Below are 18018 nucleotides of genomic sequence, written 5' to 3' on the forward strand. Positions count from 1 at the left end.
AATTAAGAATAAAGTGTAATGAAATTAGTACTTTAGACGCTATCAAATAAAACTCATTATTATGAAAAAATCGCTTTTAGCATTAGCTTTAGTAGGAGCTTTCGCAATTTCTTGTGGAGAAAAAAAAGAAACAAATACAGTAGATCAAACAACTGAAACTACAGCGGATCAAGTAGAAGCACCAGTGGCTAAAGAATTAACGTATACACTAGAATGGACTGCTTTTAAAACACCTAACAAAGTAGGGGTTAAAGGAACGTTTACAGATATAAAATTAAACGAGGTTAAAGCTGAAGCAGCTACCTTAGAAGAAGCATTGAAAGGAGCTAACTTCGTAGTGGTTACCTCTACTGTAAGTACGAATGATGCAGGTAGAGATGAAAAACTAAAAGGAGAGTTTTTTGCCAAAATGGTAGGGAATATCAATGGATTCTTTGGAGAGTTTAAAGATGGAAAAGTTTTAGTTAATTTAACTATGAATGGAATTTCTAAAGAGAAAGAATTTGCTTACACAGTAGATGGAGATGCTCTTAAATTAAATGGTTCAATAGATATTATCGCTGATTTTACAGCTCAGTCTGCTTTCGATAGTTTACATGCAGCTTGTAAAGATTTACACGAAGGAAAAACTTGGTCTGACGTAGAGATTTCTGCTGAGATTAAAAAATAAATAGTTACTTTTGTAATGTAATTGAAGAGGGGTATAGTAAAATATTCCTCTTTTTTTGTACCTTTGCAAACCAAATAAATTATCTATTTTAGGATATGTTAGATAGACTACAAATTATTAAGCAACGTTTTGACGAAGTTTCTGACTTAATTATTCAGCCAGATGTGATAGCTGATCAAAAACGTTACGTACAATTAAATAAAGAGTACAAAGATTTAAAACAGTTAGTTGAAAAGCGAGCTGAGTATATAAATCTTAAAGGTAATATGGAAGAGGCTAATGAAATATTAGCTGATGGAAGTGATGCTGAAATGGTGGAGATGGCTAAAATGCAGTTAGATGAAGCAAAAGGTCGTTTACCTGAATTAGAAGAAGAAATAAAATTCTTATTAATACCTAAAGATCCAGAGGATGCTAAGAACGTAATGGTAGAGGTGCGTGCTGGTACAGGAGGAGATGAGGCAAGTATTTTCGCAGGAGATTTATTTAGAATGTACACTAAATACTGTGAGTCAAGAGGGTGGAGAACATCTGTAGTAGACGTTAATGAAGGTACTTCTGGTGGTTATAAAGAGGTTATTTTTGAAGTGACAGGAGAAGATGTATATGGGACATTGAAATTTGAGGCTGGAGTACACCGTGTACAACGTGTTCCTCAAACGGAAACTCAAGGACGTGTACATACATCAGCAGCTACTGTAATGGTATTACCAGAGGCAGAGGAGTTTGATGTGCATATCGATATGAATGATGTACGTATTGACTTATTCTGTTCGTCAGGACCTGGAGGGCAGTCTGTAAATACAACTAAGTCTGCTGTTCGTATGACTCACATTCCTACAGGACTTGTAGCTCAATGTCAGGATGAGAAATCTCAACATAAGAATAAAGATAAAGCTTTATCTGTATTGCGTTCTCGTCTTTATGAAATGGAGTTAGCAAAGAAACAAGAGGAGGATGCTAAAAAGCGTAACTCTCAGGTGAGTAGTGGAGATAGATCGGCTAAGATTAGAACGTATAACTACCCACAAGGACGTGTTACTGATCACCGTATAGGATTGACATTATATGATCTAGATGGAGTAATGAATGGTAACTTACAAAAAGTTATTGATGAATTACAATTGGTAAGTAATACTGAGAAATTAAAAGAGGGAGACGTTTTTTAATCGTCTTTTATAAATATGATAAACCACACTTGCTTCTGTATAGTGTGGTTTTTTTTAAACTATAACTACTAAACATGACTACACAACAATTAATTGAACAAATCAAGCAAAAGAAATCATTTTTATGCGTTGGCTTAGATGTTGATTTAGATAAGATTCCAAGTTTTTTATTAAAAGAAGAAGATCCTATCTTTAGCTTTAATAAAGCAATTATTGATGCTACTCATCAATATGCAGTAGCGTATAAACCAAATATTGCGTTCTATGAAGCTTATGGTATAAAAGGCTGGATATCTCTAAAGAAGACAATAGAATACTTAAATACTAATTATCCTGAAGTATACACAATAGCAGATGCAAAACGAGGGGATATTGGTAATACAGCTTCGATGTATGCTAAAGCTTTTTTTGAAGATATGTTATTTGACAGTGTAACTGTTGCTCCCTATATGGGAAAAGATTCTGTAGAGCCATTTCTTGCTTTTGAAAATAAGCATACTATTCTCTTAGCATTGACTTCTAATCAAGGAGCATTTGATTTTCAAACAAAAGAAGTAAATGGAAAACCTTTGTATCAAGAAGTGCTAGAAACTTCTCAAACGTATAAAAATGCTGAGAATTTAATGTATGTAGTAGGGGCTACCAAAGCAGAGTATTTTGAAGAGATTAGAAAAATAGTTCCGGAAAGCTTTTTATTAGTTCCGGGAGTAGGAGCTCAAGGGGGAAATCTACAAGATGTATGTAAATATGGCTTAAGTAAAAATGTAGGATTGTTAATCAATTCATCAAGAGGTATTATCTTTGCATCTAAGGAAGAAGATTTCGCAGCAAAAGCGGGATTGGAAGCTAAAGCCATTCAACAAGAAATGGAGGAGATATTAAATAAACTGGTATGATTGTATTAAAAGATCAAATAGGGCAAGAGCATCGCTTTGAACAAGCACCAAAGAGAATTATTTCATTAGTGCCTTCACAAACTGAAACGTTATGTGATTTAGGACTTGAAGATGAGATTAAAGGAATAACTAAATTCTGTGTACATCCTTATCATTTAGGTGTTGTCAAAATAAAAGTAGGTGGAACTAAAAAGGTACACGTAGAAAAGATTAAAGCGCTTAATCCTGATATTATTATTGCCAATAAAGAAGAAAATACGTTAGAGATTGTAGAAAGTCTAAAAGATATTTGTCCTGTTTGGGTTACTGATGTTATTACATTAGAAGATAATAAGCAAATGATAGAGGATTTCGGTATATTATTTAACAAACGTACGGAAGCAAAGAAATGGAACGATAAGATTGATTTTGCTATAAAGGATTTTATGTCTTTTGTAAGTACTAGAGAAGCACAAAAAGCAGCTTATTTTATCTGGAGAGAACCTTATATGGTGGCAGGTAATAATACGTTTATCAATACCCTTTTGACTTTGAATAAATTTACAAATGTGTATGCTAATCGTGAAGAGCGTTATCCTGAAGTAGAGATAAGAAAAATTAGAATACAAGGAGATCCAGAATTGGTATTCTTATCATCAGAGCCTTATCCATTTAAGGAAGAACATGCGTTTGAATTAGGAAGACACACACATCACGGGAAAACTGTGTTTGTAGATGGGGAAATGTTCTCTTGGCATGGAACACATTTGTTTAATGCATTTGAATACTTCAAGCAAATTCATAAACGAATCGAATAATATCTGGGTAACGTGATGAAAATTAGTCAAAAAGATTAAGATCAAAGGTACAGAAAGAAAAAGCCGAGTAATTTCTTACTCGGCTTTTTATTAACTAACCCTAACTATTATGAAATCAATCATTATTGATTATACAAATATCAAAATTTTTTTTAGAAAGATCAGTTAATTGAATGTTATAATAATGTTATATTTAGTTTTTTGTTTAAAAATATAAATATAATTTATTTTAATGGGCTAATTATCTTTTATTTTTAAAAAGTTTCTCGATAGAATTGCTTGATGTGTTTTTTTTAGTTGAGTTTGTTAGATTATCTTGAATTGCGAATACTTCTTTTAATAAGTTAGAATCTCTAGATCCTGTGATGTTCTCTCTAATATTATTCTCTTCAACTGCGATCATTTTAAATACTCCATCCATAGTTTGATTGGTAATATAGTCTGTTAGATCTGTTGTAACAGGCGATACTAGTGGAAGTGCGTTATAGGTAGTAGTCATTTTTTCCCAGATTACATCAGCACCTACTGATGATAGAGAGCTATTAATGACTGGACAGAATTTAGTATACAGACTTTTAGAAGTGCTTTTTTTTAAGTAATCAGTGGCAGCTGATTTGCCTCCAATCAGAATATCTTTAGCATCTGTAAACGTCATATTCTTTACTGCATCTACAAAAATAGGTGTAGCTTCTTTAACAGCACTTTCTGCTGCTCTATTTATTAATGTTAATCCTTGGTCTGCTAATTTGTCCATCCCCATTCTTCTCAAGGCTTTATCTACTTTTTGAAATTCTTCTGGCATTACAATTTTAACTAACTCATTTTTCAAGAAACCATCAGGTTGAGATAATTTACTGACTTGATCTGCAATCCCTTTATCAAGAGCTTCTTTTAAGCCTTTGGCAACTTTATCCTGTGTAAGAGAATTGATTAAATTATTTTTTTTGGTGTTTTGTGCATTGATGATAGGGGAATAGGCTAGTGTACTAATAGTTAATACAGCAGCAATCATTGTCTTTTTCATAGTGTTTTATTTATCTGTTATTGCGTTTACTTCTAGTTTTATTGCTTTTCTTACAATTTCTAGTTTTTCTTCAATTAGTATATTTTTTGAAATCAAGTCTTGTCTAAGTTGGTTAGCATCTAGGATGTTAGGATTATTACTTATTTGATGTATTAATTCTATAATGCTATTCTTCGATTGAACTATAATTTGCCAAAGTTCTTCACTAATATAGATTTGTTGAGCTACATTATAATCAAACTCTTGTTCTATATGGTTAATTAAATTGATTTGATATAATGTTTTATCTTCGGTAGTAGGTACTATTCTTAACACTAATTTTTTTAAATCAATTCGTTCAATTAGTATTATAAAACGTTCAGTGGCTTGTAGTTTTAATGCTTGAAGGTCGATTGTGTTTTGAGTTTTTAACTTATCTAATAAGAATAGATCTTTTTTTGTTTGTTTTTCTAAAATACGGTTAAAGAATAGATAGGCTAGGGCTGCTGAAATTAAAGCAGGTACGGTGTAGCTCAATAGTTGTAAGATAAATTCTGTACTCATTGCGATTTTTTAGCAAAAATAGGGAATATTATGTTTGTTGAGATAATTTTTATGATTGCAAAAAACTTGTTATAAAGGTATAGTAATTGTAATTTTGACGTTTTCGAGTAAATCAGATATGCAAAATTATATAGATCAGTTAAATGAGGCTCAAAGAGCGCCTGTGCTTCAGAAGGATGGACCAATGATAGTAATCGCTGGAGCAGGGTCAGGGAAAACGAGAGTGTTAACTTTACGTATTGCTTATTTAATGCATCAAGGAGTTGATGCTTTTAATATTCTAGCGTTGACGTTTACCAATAAGGCAGCTCGTGAAATGAAAGTAAGGATTGCTCAAATTGTTGGGAGTTCTGAGGCTAAGAATCTATGGATGGGAACGTTCCACTCTGTGTTTGCTAAGATACTTAGAGCAGAGGCAGATAAGTTAGGTTATCCTAGCAACTTTACTATTTATGATTCCCAAGATAGTCAACGTCTTATAGGTCAGATTATAAAAGAAATGCAATTAGATAAAGATATCTATAAGCCAAAAGAAATATTAAGCAGAATTTCTTCGTATAAAAATAGCTTAGTAACTGTAAAAGCTTACTATAACAATCCTGAACTACAAGAAGCTGATGCGATGAGTAAGAGACCTCGTATAGGAGAAATTTATAATAATTATGTAGAGCGTTGTTTTAAATCAGGGGCGATGGATTTCGATGATTTATTGTTAAAGACAAATGAGTTATTGACTCGTTTTCCTGATGTACTTTCTAAATATCAAAATAGATTCAAGTATATTCTAGTAGATGAGTATCAGGATACAAATCATTCACAATATCTTATTGTTCGTGCTTTATCAGATCGCTTTCAGAATATTTGTGTAGTGGGGGATGATGCTCAAAGTATCTATGCTTTTAGGGGAGCGAATATTAATAATATTTTAAACTTCCAGAAAGATTATGAAGGTGTACAAACTTATCGATTAGAACAGAATTATCGTTCGTCTCGAAATATTGTAGAAGCCGCTAACTCGGTTATTGACAATAATAAAGTAAAATTAGAAAAGGTAGTATGGACTGCTAATGATTTTGGTCCAAAGATAAAAGTACATAGATCTCTAACAGATGGAGAAGAAGGTCGTTTTGTAGCATCTACTATTTTTGAAGAGAAGATGCAAAATCAAAAGAATAATAGTGACTTTGCTATCCTGTATAGAACTAATGCGCAATCTCGTGCAATGGAAGATGCTTTGCGTAAAAAAGATATACCTTATCGTATTTATGGTGGTCTATCGTTCTACCAAAGAAAAGAGATTAAAGATGTCTTGAGTTACTTAAGATTGGTTATTAATCCCAAAGATGAGGAAGCGTTAGTGCGTGTGATTAATTATCCTGCGCGAGGTATAGGTAATACTACTTTAGATAAGTTAACAATTGCAGCTAATCACTATAAACGTTCTATATTTGAAGTGGTTGAACATATTGATAAAATAGATTTAAAAATTACTGCAGGTACGCGTAATAAATTGAGTGATTTTAGCAATATGATTAAAGCTTTTCAGGCTTTGGAGGAGACAATGGACGCTTATCAACTGACAGAACATATTGTTAAGAAAACAGGACTTGTCCAGGAGATGCGCAAGGATACAACTCCAGAAGGGATTACACGTATGGAGAATATCGAAGAGCTACTAAATGGTATTAAGGACTTTATCGAAGGACAACGTGAGGTGGATGGAGCTAGAGGTGCTTTAAGTGAGTTTATGGAAGATGTAGCTTTAGCTACAGATTTGGATAAAGATACAGGTGATGATGATAGGGTAGCGTTGATGACAATTCACTTGGCCAAAGGACTGGAATTTCCAACCGTATTCTGTGTAGGAATGGAAGAAGATTTGTTTCCAAGTGCGATGAGTATGAATACTAGAAGTGAGTTAGAGGAGGAAAGAAGATTGTTTTATGTGGCTTTAACGCGAGCAGAACATCAAGCTTATTTAACTTATGCTCAATCAAGATATAGATGGGGTAAATTAGTAGATAGTGATCCTTCTCGATTTATAGAGGAGATTAAGGATGAATACTTAGAGTATTTGACTCCTGTAGAAACAAATTATAGATATAAACCAACTATTAATGCTGATATATTTGGTGACGTAGATAAGAGTAAATTGAGATTGAAGAAGCCTATTGCGGGTACTCCACCAGCTTATGTAACAGATGGTGAAGAACCAAAAGAGAATAGGAATATAAGAAAGTTGAAGCCTGTTGATGCTTCAGTTACTAAGGTAACTACATTGACAAATGGCAATCAGCTTTTAGAAGTCGGTCAAACAGTGATGCATGAACGATTTGGAAAGGGAGTTATTATTAACCTTGAAGGTGTAGGAGCGGATAAGAAAGCAGAGATTAGATTTGATGTTGGAGGAATAAAAAAACTGTTGTTAAGATTTGCTAAGCTTCAAGTTTTATAGTAAATTGTATAGAGTATAAAAACTATAAGTATGTCACAGTTTATAAAGATTTATCCAGAGAATCCTAATGAAAAGGAAATAGATAAAGTGGTCAAGGTACTAAGAGAGGGGGGGCTAGTCATCTATCCTACAGATACTGTATATGGGTTAGGATGTGATATATCTAATTCTAAGGCACTAGAAAGAATTGCTAAGATTAAAGGAATAAAACTAGATAAGGCTAACTTTTCTTTTGTTTGCTATGATTTAAGTAATATTTCTAACTATGTAAAGCAGATAGATACTTCTACATTTAAAATACTGAAGAAAGCATTACCAGGTCCTTACACTTTTATTCTTCCAGGGAATAATGAATTGCCTAAAGAGTTTAAAAAGAAGAAAACAGTAGGGATTCGTGTACCAGATAATAATATCGCTCGAGAAATAGTGAGAAAGTTAGGTAATCCAATCGTTTCGACTTCAATATATGACGAAGATGAAATATTGGAGTATACTACTGACCCAGAATTGATATTTGAAAAATGGCAAAACATAGTTGATATTGTCATTGATGGAGGTTATGGAAATAATGAAGCATCAACAGTAATTGACTTGTCAGGAGAAGAACCTGAAATTATAAGAGCAGGTAAGGGAGATACTGATATCTTCTAAAAGAATCAAATAAGTATAAAAACGAATTAATAAACAAGGTTAATTTACAGTTACAAACTATATAAGCTTAATTAAATTAGGGTTTTTCAAACTGAATTGTTATTTTTGTAACTGTTTATATTAAAAGCTAAACGTATCACACTATGAATTTACATGAATTTCAAGGTAAAGAAATATTAGCTAGCTACGGTGTAAGAGTACAACGTGGATTAGTAGCTAACAACGCAGAAGAAGCAGTTGAAAAAGCAAAACAACTTACAGAAGAAACTGGTACAAGTTGGTATGTAATTAAAGCTCAGATCCATGCAGGAGGAAGAGGTAAAGGAGGAGGAGTTAAGTTGGCTAAAAACTTAGACGAAGTAAAAGAAATCGCTGGTAAAATTATCGGTATGGATTTAATTACTCCACAAACTCCACCAGAAGGAAAAAGAGTTAACCGTGTTTTAGTAGCAGAGGATGTTTACTATCCTGGAGAAAGTGAAACTAACGAGTTTTATATGTCTGTATTACTTGATAGAGCTAAAGGACGTAACATGATTATGTATTCTACTGAGGGAGGTATGGATATCGAAGAAGTTGCTGAGAAAACTCCACACTTAATCTTTAAAGAAGAAATTGATCCAGCAGTTGGATTACAAGGATTCCAAGCTAGAAGAATCGCTTTTAACTTAGGATTATCTGGAAATGCTTTCAAAGAAATGGTTAAGTTCGTAGATGCTTTATATAGAGCATACATTGGAAGTGATTCTTCAATGTTCGAAATTAACCCTGTATTAAAAACTTCTGATGATAAAATTTTAGCTGTTGACGCTAAAGTTACTTTAGATGATAATGCATTATACAGACAAAAAACTTATGCTGAGTACAGAGACGTTACTGAAGAAAGACCTATCGAAGTAGAAGCTAAAGAAGCAGGATTAAACTATGTAGATTTAGATGGTACTGTAGGGTGTATGGTTAACGGTGCTGGATTAGCAATGGCTACTATGGATTTAATTAAGTATGCTGGTTTCGAACCTGCTAACTTCTTAGACGTGGGAGGAACTGCTGATGCTAAACGTGTTGAAATTGCTTTCCGTATTATCTTAAAAGATCCTAACGTAAAAGCTATTTTAATCAATATCTTCGGAGGTATCGTTCGTTGTGACCGTGTTGCTCAAGGTGTTGTTGATGCATACAAAAATATGGGTGACGATATTAAAGTGCCAATCATCGTTCGTTTACAAGGAACTAATGCTGAATTAGCAAAAGAAATTATTGATCAATCAGGTATGCCTATTTTATCTGCTATTGCTTTCCAGGAAGCTGCAGATCAAGTAAAAGTAGCTTTATCATAATTTAGATAATAGAATATTAAAAAGGCTAGCTCATTTGAGCTAGCCTTTTTTTGTGTTTTTATTTTTTACCATTTTTGAATTTGATTCCTGCTAAGGGCGATTTAGGAGTAGCTTTTTTATTAGAAGTAGTTTTCTTTTTAAAATCTACTTTTTTACTTGCAGTTCCTTCTCTTTTTGAAGTTGGTTCGCTTTTCTTTTCTTTAGTCTGTTGCTTGAATGGCTTTACTTCAGATTTGTTAGAAGCGAGTACTTCTAGTGGGTTTTTAGGAGCTTCTTTTGTACCTCTTAGGTGAATTACTAAACCGTTTAGAAAGTTTCTTAGAATCTGGTCACCACATTCTACATATTTTGGATGCTCTGCGTTTCTAAAAAAGTTACCTATTTCACCTTTTGAAATTCTAAAATCTACTAATTCTAAAATCTCTACTATTTGATCGTCGCGTAATTGTAAAGCGACTCTCAGTTTCTTTAATATGTCGTTATTATTCATTCTGTCTGTTTTTGCAAAGGTAGTTAAATTATCTAGAGATTATCTTTTAAAGCTTTTATTTCATCTCTTAAACGAGCAGCATTTATAAAATCTAAGTCTTTAGCAGCTTTTTCCATTTCTTTTCTTTTTTCCCTTACTATTTTTTCTATATCAGCTTTGGATTTGTATTTAAGAGTTTCTTCTGCAGCTTGAAGAATGGTCTCCTTTTGGATGTCTTCATATGAGGCTTTGACTAATTCGCTAGATATTTTTTTATTAATTGCTGTAGGAGTAATATTGTGTTTCTTATTGAAATTCATCTGTTTTTCTCTTCTATAGTTTGTTTCATCTATAGTCTTCTGCATACTATCTGTAATTTTATCTGCGTACATAATAGCTTTACCATTTACGTTTCTAGCAGCTCTTCCTACGGTTTGTGTTAATGATCTATGACTTCTAAGAAAACCTTCCTTGTCAGCATCTAAAATGGCAACCAGAGATACCTCTGGTAAGTCTAGCCCTTCTCTTAGTAAGTTCACTCCAATTAATACATCGAATAGTCCTTTTCGCAAGTCTTGCATGATTTCTACACGTTCTAAGGTATCAACGTCAGAGTGAATATATCTACATCGGATTCCTACACGAGTGAAATATTTAGCTAATTCTTCAGCCATTCTTTTCGTTAATGTAGTAACTAATATTCTTTCGTCTTTTTCTACTCTAGAATGAATTTCTTCGATTAAATTATCTATTTGATTCTCTGTGGGTCTAATTTCAATTATAGGATCTAGTAGTCCGGTAGGGCGGATTAGTTGTTCTACATAAATTCCTTCGGATTTTTGTAACTCATAATCAGCTGGAGTTGCAGATACGTATACCACTTGATTTTGCATTGCTTCAAACTCTTCAAATTTGAGTGGTCTATTGTCTAATGCGGCAGGTAGTCTAAAGCCGTATTCTACTAGATTTTCTTTACGTGACCGGTCACCTCCATACATAGCATGTACTTGTGATACAGTTACGTGACTCTCGTCTATGACCATTAGGTAATCATCAGGAAAGTAATCTAGTAAGCAGAATGGGCGTGTTCCTTGTTCTCTACCATCTAAATATCTTGAATAGTTTTCAATACCAGAGCAATAGCCGAGTTCTCTGATCATTTCTAAATCAAAGTTTGTGCGTTCTTCTAATCGTTTGGCTTCTAGATGCTTCCCTATTTCTTTAAAATAGTCAATTTGTTTGACTAGGTCTTGTTGTATTTCCCATATAGCTTTTTGTAATACATCTGGTGATGTTACAAACATATTAGCTGGGTAAATATTAAGGTTGGTATATTTTTCTATTACAGTAGAAGTTGAAGGATTGAATACCTCTATATCTTCAATTTCATCTCCAAAGAAATGTATTCTAAAGGGATTGTCTGCATAACTAGGAAATATTTCTACTGTATCTCCTTTGATTCTAAATGTTCCTGGAGTAAACTCTGCTTCAGTTCTAGCGTATAAACTTTGAACTAATCGATGTAATAGCTTAGTTCTACTTATTTGTTGATCTAATTCAAGAGAAATTACATTCTTTTGAAACTCAATAGGATTTCCTATACCATATAAACAAGAAACAGATGCTACTACAATAATATCTCTTCTGCCTGAAAGCAGGGCAGAGGTAGTGCTTAATCGCATTTTTTCTAGTTCTTCATTAATAGAGAGGTCTTTTTCTATATAGGTACCTGTTACGGGTAAGAATGCTTCGGGTTGATAGTAGTCATAATATGAGACAAAGTATTCTACAGAGTTATTAGGGAAAAAACTTTTGAACTCAGTATATAATTGTGCTGCTAATGTCTTGTTGTGTGCAAGTATTAAAGTAGGTTTATTTACCTCATTAATAACATTAGCAACTGTAAATGTTTTTCCAGAACCTGTAACACCAACTAATGTTTGATATTTTTCCTCTGTATTGATTCCTTCAACAAGTTTTTTTATTGCTTCTGGTTGATCTCCAGTTGGTTTATATTCTGAATTTAATTTGAATTTCATAGTCGATTTAATAAGTATACAAAGTTACTTATTAAAAACAAAAAAAGCGCAAGAATAATCTTGCGCTTTAATATGATTAGATTGAATTCTAAAATTAGTTAATTTTGAAAACAACTTTTCTTGCAATTCTACGAGCTGCAGCTGAATCTTTAGAAACAGCGTCATCGATTCCGTTTCCTTTAGCAGAAACTTTAGAAGCGCTAACTCCAGATTTAACTAAGATATCTTTAACTGCGTTAGCACGTCTTTCAGATAACTTGTTGTTGTAAGATTTGTTTCCTACTGCATCAGCATAACCGATAACTTCAACAGAAGCATTTGGATTAGCTTTTAAGTAGTTTACGATGAAGTTGATTCCATCAACGTTTGTTGGTTGAGTTTTATCAAAGTCAAAGTAAGCAGCAACATATCCTTTGTTGATTAATTCTTTAATCATATTAGAATCGTTACCTGCAACAGCTTGTTCTGGTTGGTTACCATATTTCTCAGCGATGAAAGCCTCGATATTATCAGCGATACCGTTGTTGTTTTTATCGATATTTCTACCTCTAGAATCAACTAAAGCACCAGCTGGTGTATTAGGTTCTAAATCTAAGTAATCTGGCACACCGTCTCCATCAGAGTCAACTAACATGCTTTCTACTTTAGATACTCTTCCGTCTAATTCAGATAATAGAGCATTTTCTTGTTCTGCTTCAGTATACCAATCAGCGTGTTGAGCATTTTTACCTAAATAAATAGATAATCCAACAGATGCGTTAAACATAGTCCCTTGAGCAATAGAACGGTTAGTTGTTCCTACACCACTCCAGTTTGTGTTTTGCTCTAAGTTTTGGATAACTGTAAAGTCTGCGTTTAAAGCAACACGTGGGTGAACTTTGATTTGACCAGTTAATCCAGCCATTAAGTGTCCCATATTGTCTGTTCCAGAGAATGCATCTCCATTCATCCAAGAGTAACCTCCCCCTGCGTGAGCTTGTACGTTTAATACTTTAGTCCAAGTTTCGAAGTTTAAAAGTCTTCCAACGTTAACAACCCCTTCTAAGCTTGTTCTGTAGTGGTTAGTGTTTAAATCAGCATCGTTAGTCCAATTGTCTAATTTATCATAGCCAAAAGAAGCTTTAATACCAAACTTGTTGTTTAAGCTATAACGTACACCTCCATCTAAGTGTAAGTTTTTGAATGTTTCAGCAGATTGACCTGCTCTAGCTGGTTTAGCAAATCCTCCATTTAAGTCAATAGACCATTTGTTGTAAGGACTTTGAGCATGAACAGCACCAAAAGCTAATACAGAAGCCAATAACGGTAATGTTAATTTTTTCATAGTTGTCTTTTTAATTTCCATTAAACATGATTAAAATAATCAGTTTTTTACTAATCGCTTATGGAGCAAATATAAGGCAAAGATTTGTAATAGAAAGATAAAATGTTGTTTTTTTGTAAAAAAGGATAGTTTTAGTACTTTTGTTTCATAAAAATTGTATAATATGGGATATGTTTCAAAGATATTCGTTACTGTAGATGTGGTATTGTTTAAAAAATATTTAAATATTTCACAGATATTATTAATAAAGCGCAAAAATGAACCATTTCGTGATTATTGGGCTTTACCTGGTGGTTTTGTAGATGAAAATGAGGATTTAGAGATTGCTGCAATGCGTGAATTACGTGAAGAAACGTCAATTGACCTTAACGAACTAGTTCAAATTAAGGCTTATGGCAAACCATTTAGAGATCCTAGGTCTCATATGGTTACGGTAGCTTTCTTAGGTGAAGTAGGGGGGGAGGTTATAGGAGAAGCAGCTGATGATGCTAAAGAGCTAGCCTGGTTTGCGATAGATGAATTACCAGATTTGGCATTTGACCATCATGACATTGTAAAAGATGCTATAGAGATATATAAAAAAAAATAAGTCTGTACAGACTTATTTTTTTATGCTTTACTCTCAAGAAGTTTTTTCTCCATGATAAAAGTACCAAATGGCACAACTGAAGCTAGACAAATAAGACCATATTTTCGTAGACTCCATTTTTCATCACTTTTAAGTACTGTAGCCATTACTATATATAGTATAAACAATACTCCATGTGCCATTCCCACTTTACTTACCATTTCAGGTTTTTCGAAAAAGTATTTTAAAGGCATAGCGATGAATAAAAGCGCTAGTAAAGATAAACCTTCAAGTAACGCAACAATTTTAAATGTCTTTAGCATTTTATTTAAATTAGAAGTTTTAAGTATGCTAATATAGTTTTTAAATAGAAACAAAAAAAGCCTAACAGGAGTTCTGATAGGCTTTTATATTTAGATTAACATTTTTAATTAGAAAGCTAATAAACGATTGTTGTAATCTTTTAAGTCTTCTAAGTTATGTTTGTTATTAATGTCTTTGTATAAAGATAATAAGTACTGTAAACTTTCTAAGTCATTCTTAGCTTCTTTCTCAACTGCAGTAGTTCCTTCTTCTCCTTCTTCTTCGATAGGCTCATCAGACGGTATTGCAATTAAAAAAGCTTTGTTGTTTTGAATGTGCTCATAAGCTAAACGAATAGATTTAACTAACACTGGTTTTTCTTCAAGTAGAGCAAACTCTCTAAGTTTTTGTAAATCTGCTACAATGTTTTCTACAACAAGACCATCAGAGATTAAATCTGATTGAATCTTTTTAATCAATTTTAAAGCATTTGCGTTTTCCACAGTAAATATCTTTTAAGTATAAAAAAATTATGGTGCAAAAGTAAACTTTTTAGATGATTATAGAGAAACAAAAGATGAAATATTTTATTTAAATTTTTACAAAGTCTTGATTTATTGTTTTTTGATTCTATTTTGACTTGTTTTTATATGGATATAAAGGTTACATATTTGTATTATCAAACAAAAAACCGCCCTTTCTCCGAAGAAAAATGACGGTTTTTTTCAAACAAACTAAACCAAATTGTCTGTATCCTAAATTAGAATACGTATTCGTTTGCGTCTACTAATTTTGATGCAATAGTTTCTCTTAGAGCATTTACATTAGGTAGGTTCACATATTTTGTAAATCTGCGTAGCCCCATTAACATTACACGTTGTTCATCACCTTCAGCGAAAGAAGCAATTCCTTCTTTACCTTTTAATCCGATGATGTCTACAGCGTGGTATAAGTATAATTGAGCCATCGCGATTTGCTCTTTAATATTTTCTTCTCCTTTTAACTTCGCTAATTTCTCTGTTCTAAGGATAGCACTTTCTGCCATATAGATTTCAATTAGCATATCAGAAGCTGCCATTAATAAAGCTTGGTGTTTTTCCAAATCTGGACCAAACTTTTGAACAGCACTACCAGCTACCATTAAGAAAGCTTGTTTTAACTTGCTAATCATCTCTTTTTCTTCAGCGAATAATTCAGAATAATCTGGTACGTCAAAGCTTGGAATGCTCATTAATTCGTCAGCCACTTTCATAGCAGGACCTAATAAATCAACATGTCCTTTCATTGCTTTTTTAATCAACATCCCTACAGTAAGCATGCGGTTGATCTCGTTTGTTCCTTCGTAGATACGAGAAATACGAGCATCTCTCCATGCGCTTTCCATTGGTGTGTCTTCTGAGAATCCCATACCACCGAAGATTTGGATTCCTTCATCTGCACAAGCTTGTACGTCTTCTGATACAGCAACTTTTAGGATAGAACACTCGATAGCAAATTCCTCTACACCTTTTAGCTCAGCTTCTTGATGTGTGTTTCCTTCTGCAATACGTTGATTGATTCTCTCCTCAATAGCCGCCGCCGCTCTGTATGATGCTGCTTCACCTACATAAGCATTAGTCGCCATCTCAGCTAATTTCGTACGGATAGCTCCGAAAGATGAGATAGGAGTTTTAAACTGAATACGCTCATTAGCATATTTAACTGATTGCGTGATTAAACGACGTTGAGAATCTAAACAAGCAGCTGCTAATTTGATACGTCCTACGTTTAATGCATTCATCGCAATTTTAAATCCATTACCTCTTTCAGAAAGCATATTCTCTACTGGAACTTTCGTATCGCTAAAGAATACCTGACGAGTAGATGAAGCTCTAATACCTAATTTGTGCTCTTCCTCTCCTAATGTAATTCCGTTACTTGGATCGTTTTCTACGATAAACCCAGTAATGTTTTTATCATCTTCGATACGTGCGAATACGATGAATACATTACAGAATCCAGCGTTAGAGATCCACATTTTTTGTCCTGTGATAGAGTAGTGCTTACCATCCGCTGATAATACAGCTTTTGTCTTTCCTGAATTAGCATCTGATCCTGCATCTGGTTCTGTTAAACAGTATGCACCAAACCACTCTCCTGAAGCTAATTTAGGAACGTATTTTTTCTTTTGTTCTTCGTTTCCGTATAGTGTAATTGGCATTGTCCCAATTCCTGTGTGAGCACCGAATGCAGTTGAGAATGAACCCGTCGCTCCAGAAATATAATCACAAACCAACATTGTAGAGATGAATCCCATTTCTAATCCGCCATAAGCTTCTGGTACAGCAACTCCTAATAAACCAAGTTCACCAGCTTTACGCATAGTTTCCTCAGTGAATGCGTAGTCTTTTTTCTCGAAGCGCTCTTTGTTAGGCCATATTTCTTTGTCGATAAATTCTTTTACAGATTCACGCATCATTATTTGCTCTTCTGTAAAATCTTCAGGAGTGAAAATGTTTTCACATTTCGTTTCTTTTACTAAGAATTGACCTCCTCTTACGATATCTTTACTCATGTTTATTTTCTTTATTGGTTAATAGCTTTATTATAATAATTCATAGATTCCTGCAGCACCTTGTCCTGTACCTACACACATTGTTACCATTCCGTATTTAGAACCTCTGCGTTTCATTTCATCAAATAACTGAACGGATAGTTTAGCACCTGTACATCCTAATGGGTGACCTAATGCAATAGCTCCACCGTTTACGTTTACGATATCAGGATTGATACCTAACTCTCTAATTACAGCCAAAGATTGAGAAGCGAAAGCCTCGTTTAATTCGAAAAGATCGATATCTTTTAACTGTAATCCAGCTTGTTTTAATGCTTTTGGAATTGCTTTAACAGGTCCTATACCCATGATGCGCGGTTCTACACCAGCTGCAGCATAGTTTACCATGCGTGCGATAGGTTCTATGTTTAGCTCTTTTACCATTTCTTCTGACATCACCATCACGAAAGCAGCCCCATCACTCATTTGAGAAGAATTACCTGCTGTTACAGATCCATCTGCAGCGAATACAGGTCTTAGTTTTGCTAAGGCTTCGATAGAAGTACCAGCTCTTGGTCCTTCATCCTTAGTTACTGTATATGATTTACTATCTTTTTTTCCTTTTTCGTTAATGAATACTTCATTAATGGTAATAGGAACGATTTGATTGTCAAATTTTCCTTCTGCTTGTGCTTTTAAAGCTTTCATATGTGAGTTAAAGGCAAACTCGTCTTGATCTTCACGAGAAACTTTGAATTGATTAGCTACAGCCTCAGCTGTCAATCCCATTCCCCAGTAGTAATCTTCATTTCCTTCTTTTGCTACACCGTAGTCAGGTGTTGGTTTATATCCTCCCATTGGGATATAACTCATACTCTCTGCACCACCTGCGATGATACAGTCAGCCATACCTGCTTGTATTTTAGCTACAGCCATACCGATAGTTTCTATACCAGAAGCACAATATCTATTTACAGTTACTCCAGGTACGTCATCTACTTTTAATCCCATTAGAGAGATTAGACGAGCCATATTTAGTCCTTGCTCAGCCTCAGGCATTGCGTTTCCTACCATTACATCATCGATGCGAGTTTTGTCAAACTCTGGTAGTTTACTCATTAAATATTCAATAGTCTCAGCAGCCAGTTCATCCGGTCTTTTAAATCTGAATACACCCTTAGGTGCTTTACCTACTGCCGTTCTATATCCTTGTACTATATATGCGGTTTTCATATTCTTT

Annotated in this window: 17 protein-coding genes; 8 read left to right on the top strand and 9 right to left on the bottom strand. The window is 33.8% G+C overall.

Annotated features, from left to right (window positions below; translation table 11 throughout):
- The first annotated feature begins 61 nt into the window (after positions 1-61).
- The 4 genes from AABL85_RS02220 (at position 62) to AABL85_RS02235 (ending at position 3532) form a co-directional block, all read left to right on the top strand.
- Positions 62-670, top strand: a complete 609-nt coding sequence (locus AABL85_RS02220; RefSeq protein WP_341309004.1) for a YceI family protein — start codon at positions 62-64, stop codon at positions 668-670.
- 95 nt (positions 671-765) lie between these two features.
- The gene (prfA, locus tag AABL85_RS02225; protein WP_341309005.1) at positions 766-1839 is read left to right on the top strand and encodes a peptide chain release factor 1; all 1074 of its coding nucleotides are present in this window, start codon (positions 766-768) and stop codon (positions 1837-1839) included.
- 74 nt (positions 1840-1913) lie between these two features.
- Positions 1914-2735 carry an orotidine-5'-phosphate decarboxylase gene (pyrF, locus tag AABL85_RS02230; protein WP_341309006.1) on the top strand — a complete coding sequence of 274 codons (822 nt, stop codon included), beginning with the start codon at positions 1914-1916 and terminating at the stop codon, positions 2733-2735.
- On the top strand, positions 2732-3532 hold the full coding sequence (locus tag AABL85_RS02235) for a helical backbone metal receptor (RefSeq protein ID WP_341309007.1): 801 nt from the start codon (positions 2732-2734) through the stop codon (positions 3530-3532). Before pyrF ends, AABL85_RS02235 begins: the two co-directional genes overlap by 4 nt.
- 241 nt (positions 3533-3773) lie before the next feature.
- On the opposite strand, the gene AABL85_RS02240 is transcribed toward AABL85_RS02235, so the two are convergent.
- Both AABL85_RS02240 and AABL85_RS02245 read right to left on the bottom strand, forming a co-directional pair.
- Complete coding sequence (locus AABL85_RS02240) at positions 3774-4556, bottom strand: DUF4197 domain-containing protein (protein ID WP_341309008.1); 783 nt, start codon at positions 4554-4556, stop codon at positions 3774-3776.
- Positions 4557-4562: 6 nt separating this feature from the next.
- Positions 4563-5099 (bottom strand): hypothetical protein, encoded by a 537-nt coding sequence (locus AABL85_RS02245; protein WP_341309009.1) that lies wholly within the window; start codon positions 5097-5099, stop codon positions 4563-4565.
- Positions 5100-5217: 118 nt separating this feature from the next.
- On the opposite strand from AABL85_RS02245, the gene AABL85_RS02250 reads away from it, so the two are divergent.
- From AABL85_RS02250 to sucC, 3 genes are all read left to right on the top strand, one after another.
- Entirely contained in the window at positions 5218-7554 is a 2337-nt protein-coding gene (locus tag AABL85_RS02250) for an ATP-dependent helicase (protein WP_341309010.1), read from the top strand.
- Between the two features lie 30 nt (positions 7555-7584).
- Entirely contained in the window at positions 7585-8205 is a 621-nt protein-coding gene (locus tag AABL85_RS02255; RefSeq protein ID WP_006263406.1) for an L-threonylcarbamoyladenylate synthase, read from the top strand.
- Between the two features lie 143 nt (positions 8206-8348).
- On the top strand, positions 8349-9542 hold the full coding sequence (sucC, locus tag AABL85_RS02260) for an ADP-forming succinate--CoA ligase subunit beta (protein WP_006259161.1): 1194 nt from the start codon (positions 8349-8351) through the stop codon (positions 9540-9542).
- A gap of 58 nt (positions 9543-9600) precedes the next feature.
- Here sucC and AABL85_RS02265 read toward each other — a convergent pair whose 3' ends face one another.
- The 3 genes from AABL85_RS02265 to AABL85_RS02275 form a co-directional block, all read right to left on the bottom strand.
- Positions 9601-10032, bottom strand: a complete 432-nt coding sequence (locus AABL85_RS02265) for a DUF1456 family protein (RefSeq protein WP_341309011.1) — start codon at positions 10030-10032, stop codon at positions 9601-9603.
- 32 nt (positions 10033-10064) lie between these two features.
- Positions 10065-12050: an excinuclease ABC subunit UvrB gene (gene uvrB / locus AABL85_RS02270; protein WP_341309012.1), complete on the bottom strand. Its 1986-nt coding sequence runs from the start codon at positions 12048-12050 to the stop codon at positions 10065-10067.
- 94 nt (positions 12051-12144) lie between these two features.
- Positions 12145-13374, bottom strand: a complete 1230-nt coding sequence (locus tag AABL85_RS02275) for an OmpA family protein (protein WP_341309013.1) — start codon at positions 13372-13374, stop codon at positions 12145-12147.
- Between the two features lie 163 nt (positions 13375-13537).
- Here AABL85_RS02275 and AABL85_RS02280 point away from each other — a divergent pair, with 163 nt between their 5' ends.
- Positions 13538-13963, top strand: coding sequence for an NUDIX hydrolase (locus AABL85_RS02280; RefSeq protein WP_341309014.1), 426 nt, complete (start codon positions 13538-13540; stop codon positions 13961-13963).
- Positions 13964-13983: 20 nt separating this feature from the next.
- On the opposite strand, the gene AABL85_RS02285 is transcribed toward AABL85_RS02280, so the two are convergent.
- From AABL85_RS02285 to AABL85_RS02300, 4 genes are all read right to left on the bottom strand, one after another.
- Positions 13984-14265 carry a DUF3817 domain-containing protein gene (locus AABL85_RS02285; RefSeq protein ID WP_041890817.1) on the bottom strand — a complete coding sequence of 94 codons (282 nt, stop codon included), beginning with the start codon at positions 14263-14265 and terminating at the stop codon, positions 13984-13986.
- A gap of 108 nt (positions 14266-14373) precedes the next feature.
- Complete coding sequence (locus AABL85_RS02290) at positions 14374-14748, bottom strand: hypothetical protein (RefSeq protein ID WP_341309015.1); 375 nt, start codon at positions 14746-14748, stop codon at positions 14374-14376.
- Between the two features lie 257 nt (positions 14749-15005).
- Positions 15006-16799, bottom strand: coding sequence for an acyl-CoA dehydrogenase family protein (locus tag AABL85_RS02295; RefSeq protein ID WP_341309016.1), 1794 nt, complete (start codon positions 16797-16799; stop codon positions 15006-15008).
- Between the two features lie 30 nt (positions 16800-16829).
- On the bottom strand, positions 16830-18011 hold the full coding sequence (locus AABL85_RS02300) for an acetyl-CoA C-acyltransferase (RefSeq protein ID WP_155092529.1): 1182 nt from the start codon (positions 18009-18011) through the stop codon (positions 16830-16832).
- Positions 18012-18018 lie beyond the last annotated feature (7 nt).

It is taken from the genome of Myroides odoratimimus, from assembly GCF_038039805.1.
Taxonomy (GTDB): Bacteria; Bacteroidota; Bacteroidia; order Flavobacteriales; family Flavobacteriaceae; genus Flavobacterium; species Flavobacterium odoratimimum_B.

Coding starts and splice junctions, on each gene's coding strand:
- prfA (WP_341309005.1), top strand. CDS start 766: ATGTTAGATAGACTACAAATTATTAAGCAACGTTTTGACGAAGTTTCT.
- AABL85_RS02220 (WP_341309004.1), top strand. CDS start 62: ATGAAAAAATCGCTTTTAGCATTAGCTTTAGTAGGAGCTTTCGCAATT.
- AABL85_RS02250 (WP_341309010.1), top strand. CDS start 5,218: ATGCAAAATTATATAGATCAGTTAAATGAGGCTCAAAGAGCGCCTGTG.
- AABL85_RS02295 (WP_341309016.1), bottom strand. CDS start 16,799: ATGAGTAAAGATATCGTAAGAGGAGGTCAATTCTTAGTAAAAGAAACG.
- AABL85_RS02240 (WP_341309008.1), bottom strand. CDS start 4,556: ATGAAAAAGACAATGATTGCTGCTGTATTAACTATTAGTACACTAGCC.
- AABL85_RS02245 (WP_341309009.1), bottom strand. CDS start 5,099: ATGAGTACAGAATTTATCTTACAACTATTGAGCTACACCGTACCTGCT.
- AABL85_RS02255 (WP_006263406.1), top strand. CDS start 7,585: ATGTCACAGTTTATAAAGATTTATCCAGAGAATCCTAATGAAAAGGAA.
- AABL85_RS02300 (WP_155092529.1), bottom strand. CDS start 18,011: ATGAAAACCGCATATATAGTACAAGGATATAGAACGGCAGTAGGTAAA.
- pyrF (WP_341309006.1), top strand. CDS start 1,914: ATGACTACACAACAATTAATTGAACAAATCAAGCAAAAGAAATCATTT.
- uvrB (WP_341309012.1), bottom strand. CDS start 12,050: ATGAAATTCAAATTAAATTCAGAATATAAACCAACTGGAGATCAACCA.
- AABL85_RS02235 (WP_341309007.1), top strand. CDS start 2,732: ATGATTGTATTAAAAGATCAAATAGGGCAAGAGCATCGCTTTGAACAA.
- AABL85_RS02265 (WP_341309011.1), bottom strand. CDS start 10,032: ATGAATAATAACGACATATTAAAGAAACTGAGAGTCGCTTTACAATTA.
- AABL85_RS02275 (WP_341309013.1), bottom strand. CDS start 13,374: ATGAAAAAATTAACATTACCGTTATTGGCTTCTGTATTAGCTTTTGGT.
- AABL85_RS02280 (WP_341309014.1), top strand. CDS start 13,538: ATGGGATATGTTTCAAAGATATTCGTTACTGTAGATGTGGTATTGTTT.
- sucC (WP_006259161.1), top strand. CDS start 8,349: ATGAATTTACATGAATTTCAAGGTAAAGAAATATTAGCTAGCTACGGT.
- AABL85_RS02285 (WP_041890817.1), bottom strand. CDS start 14,265: ATGCTAAAGACATTTAAAATTGTTGCGTTACTTGAAGGTTTATCTTTA.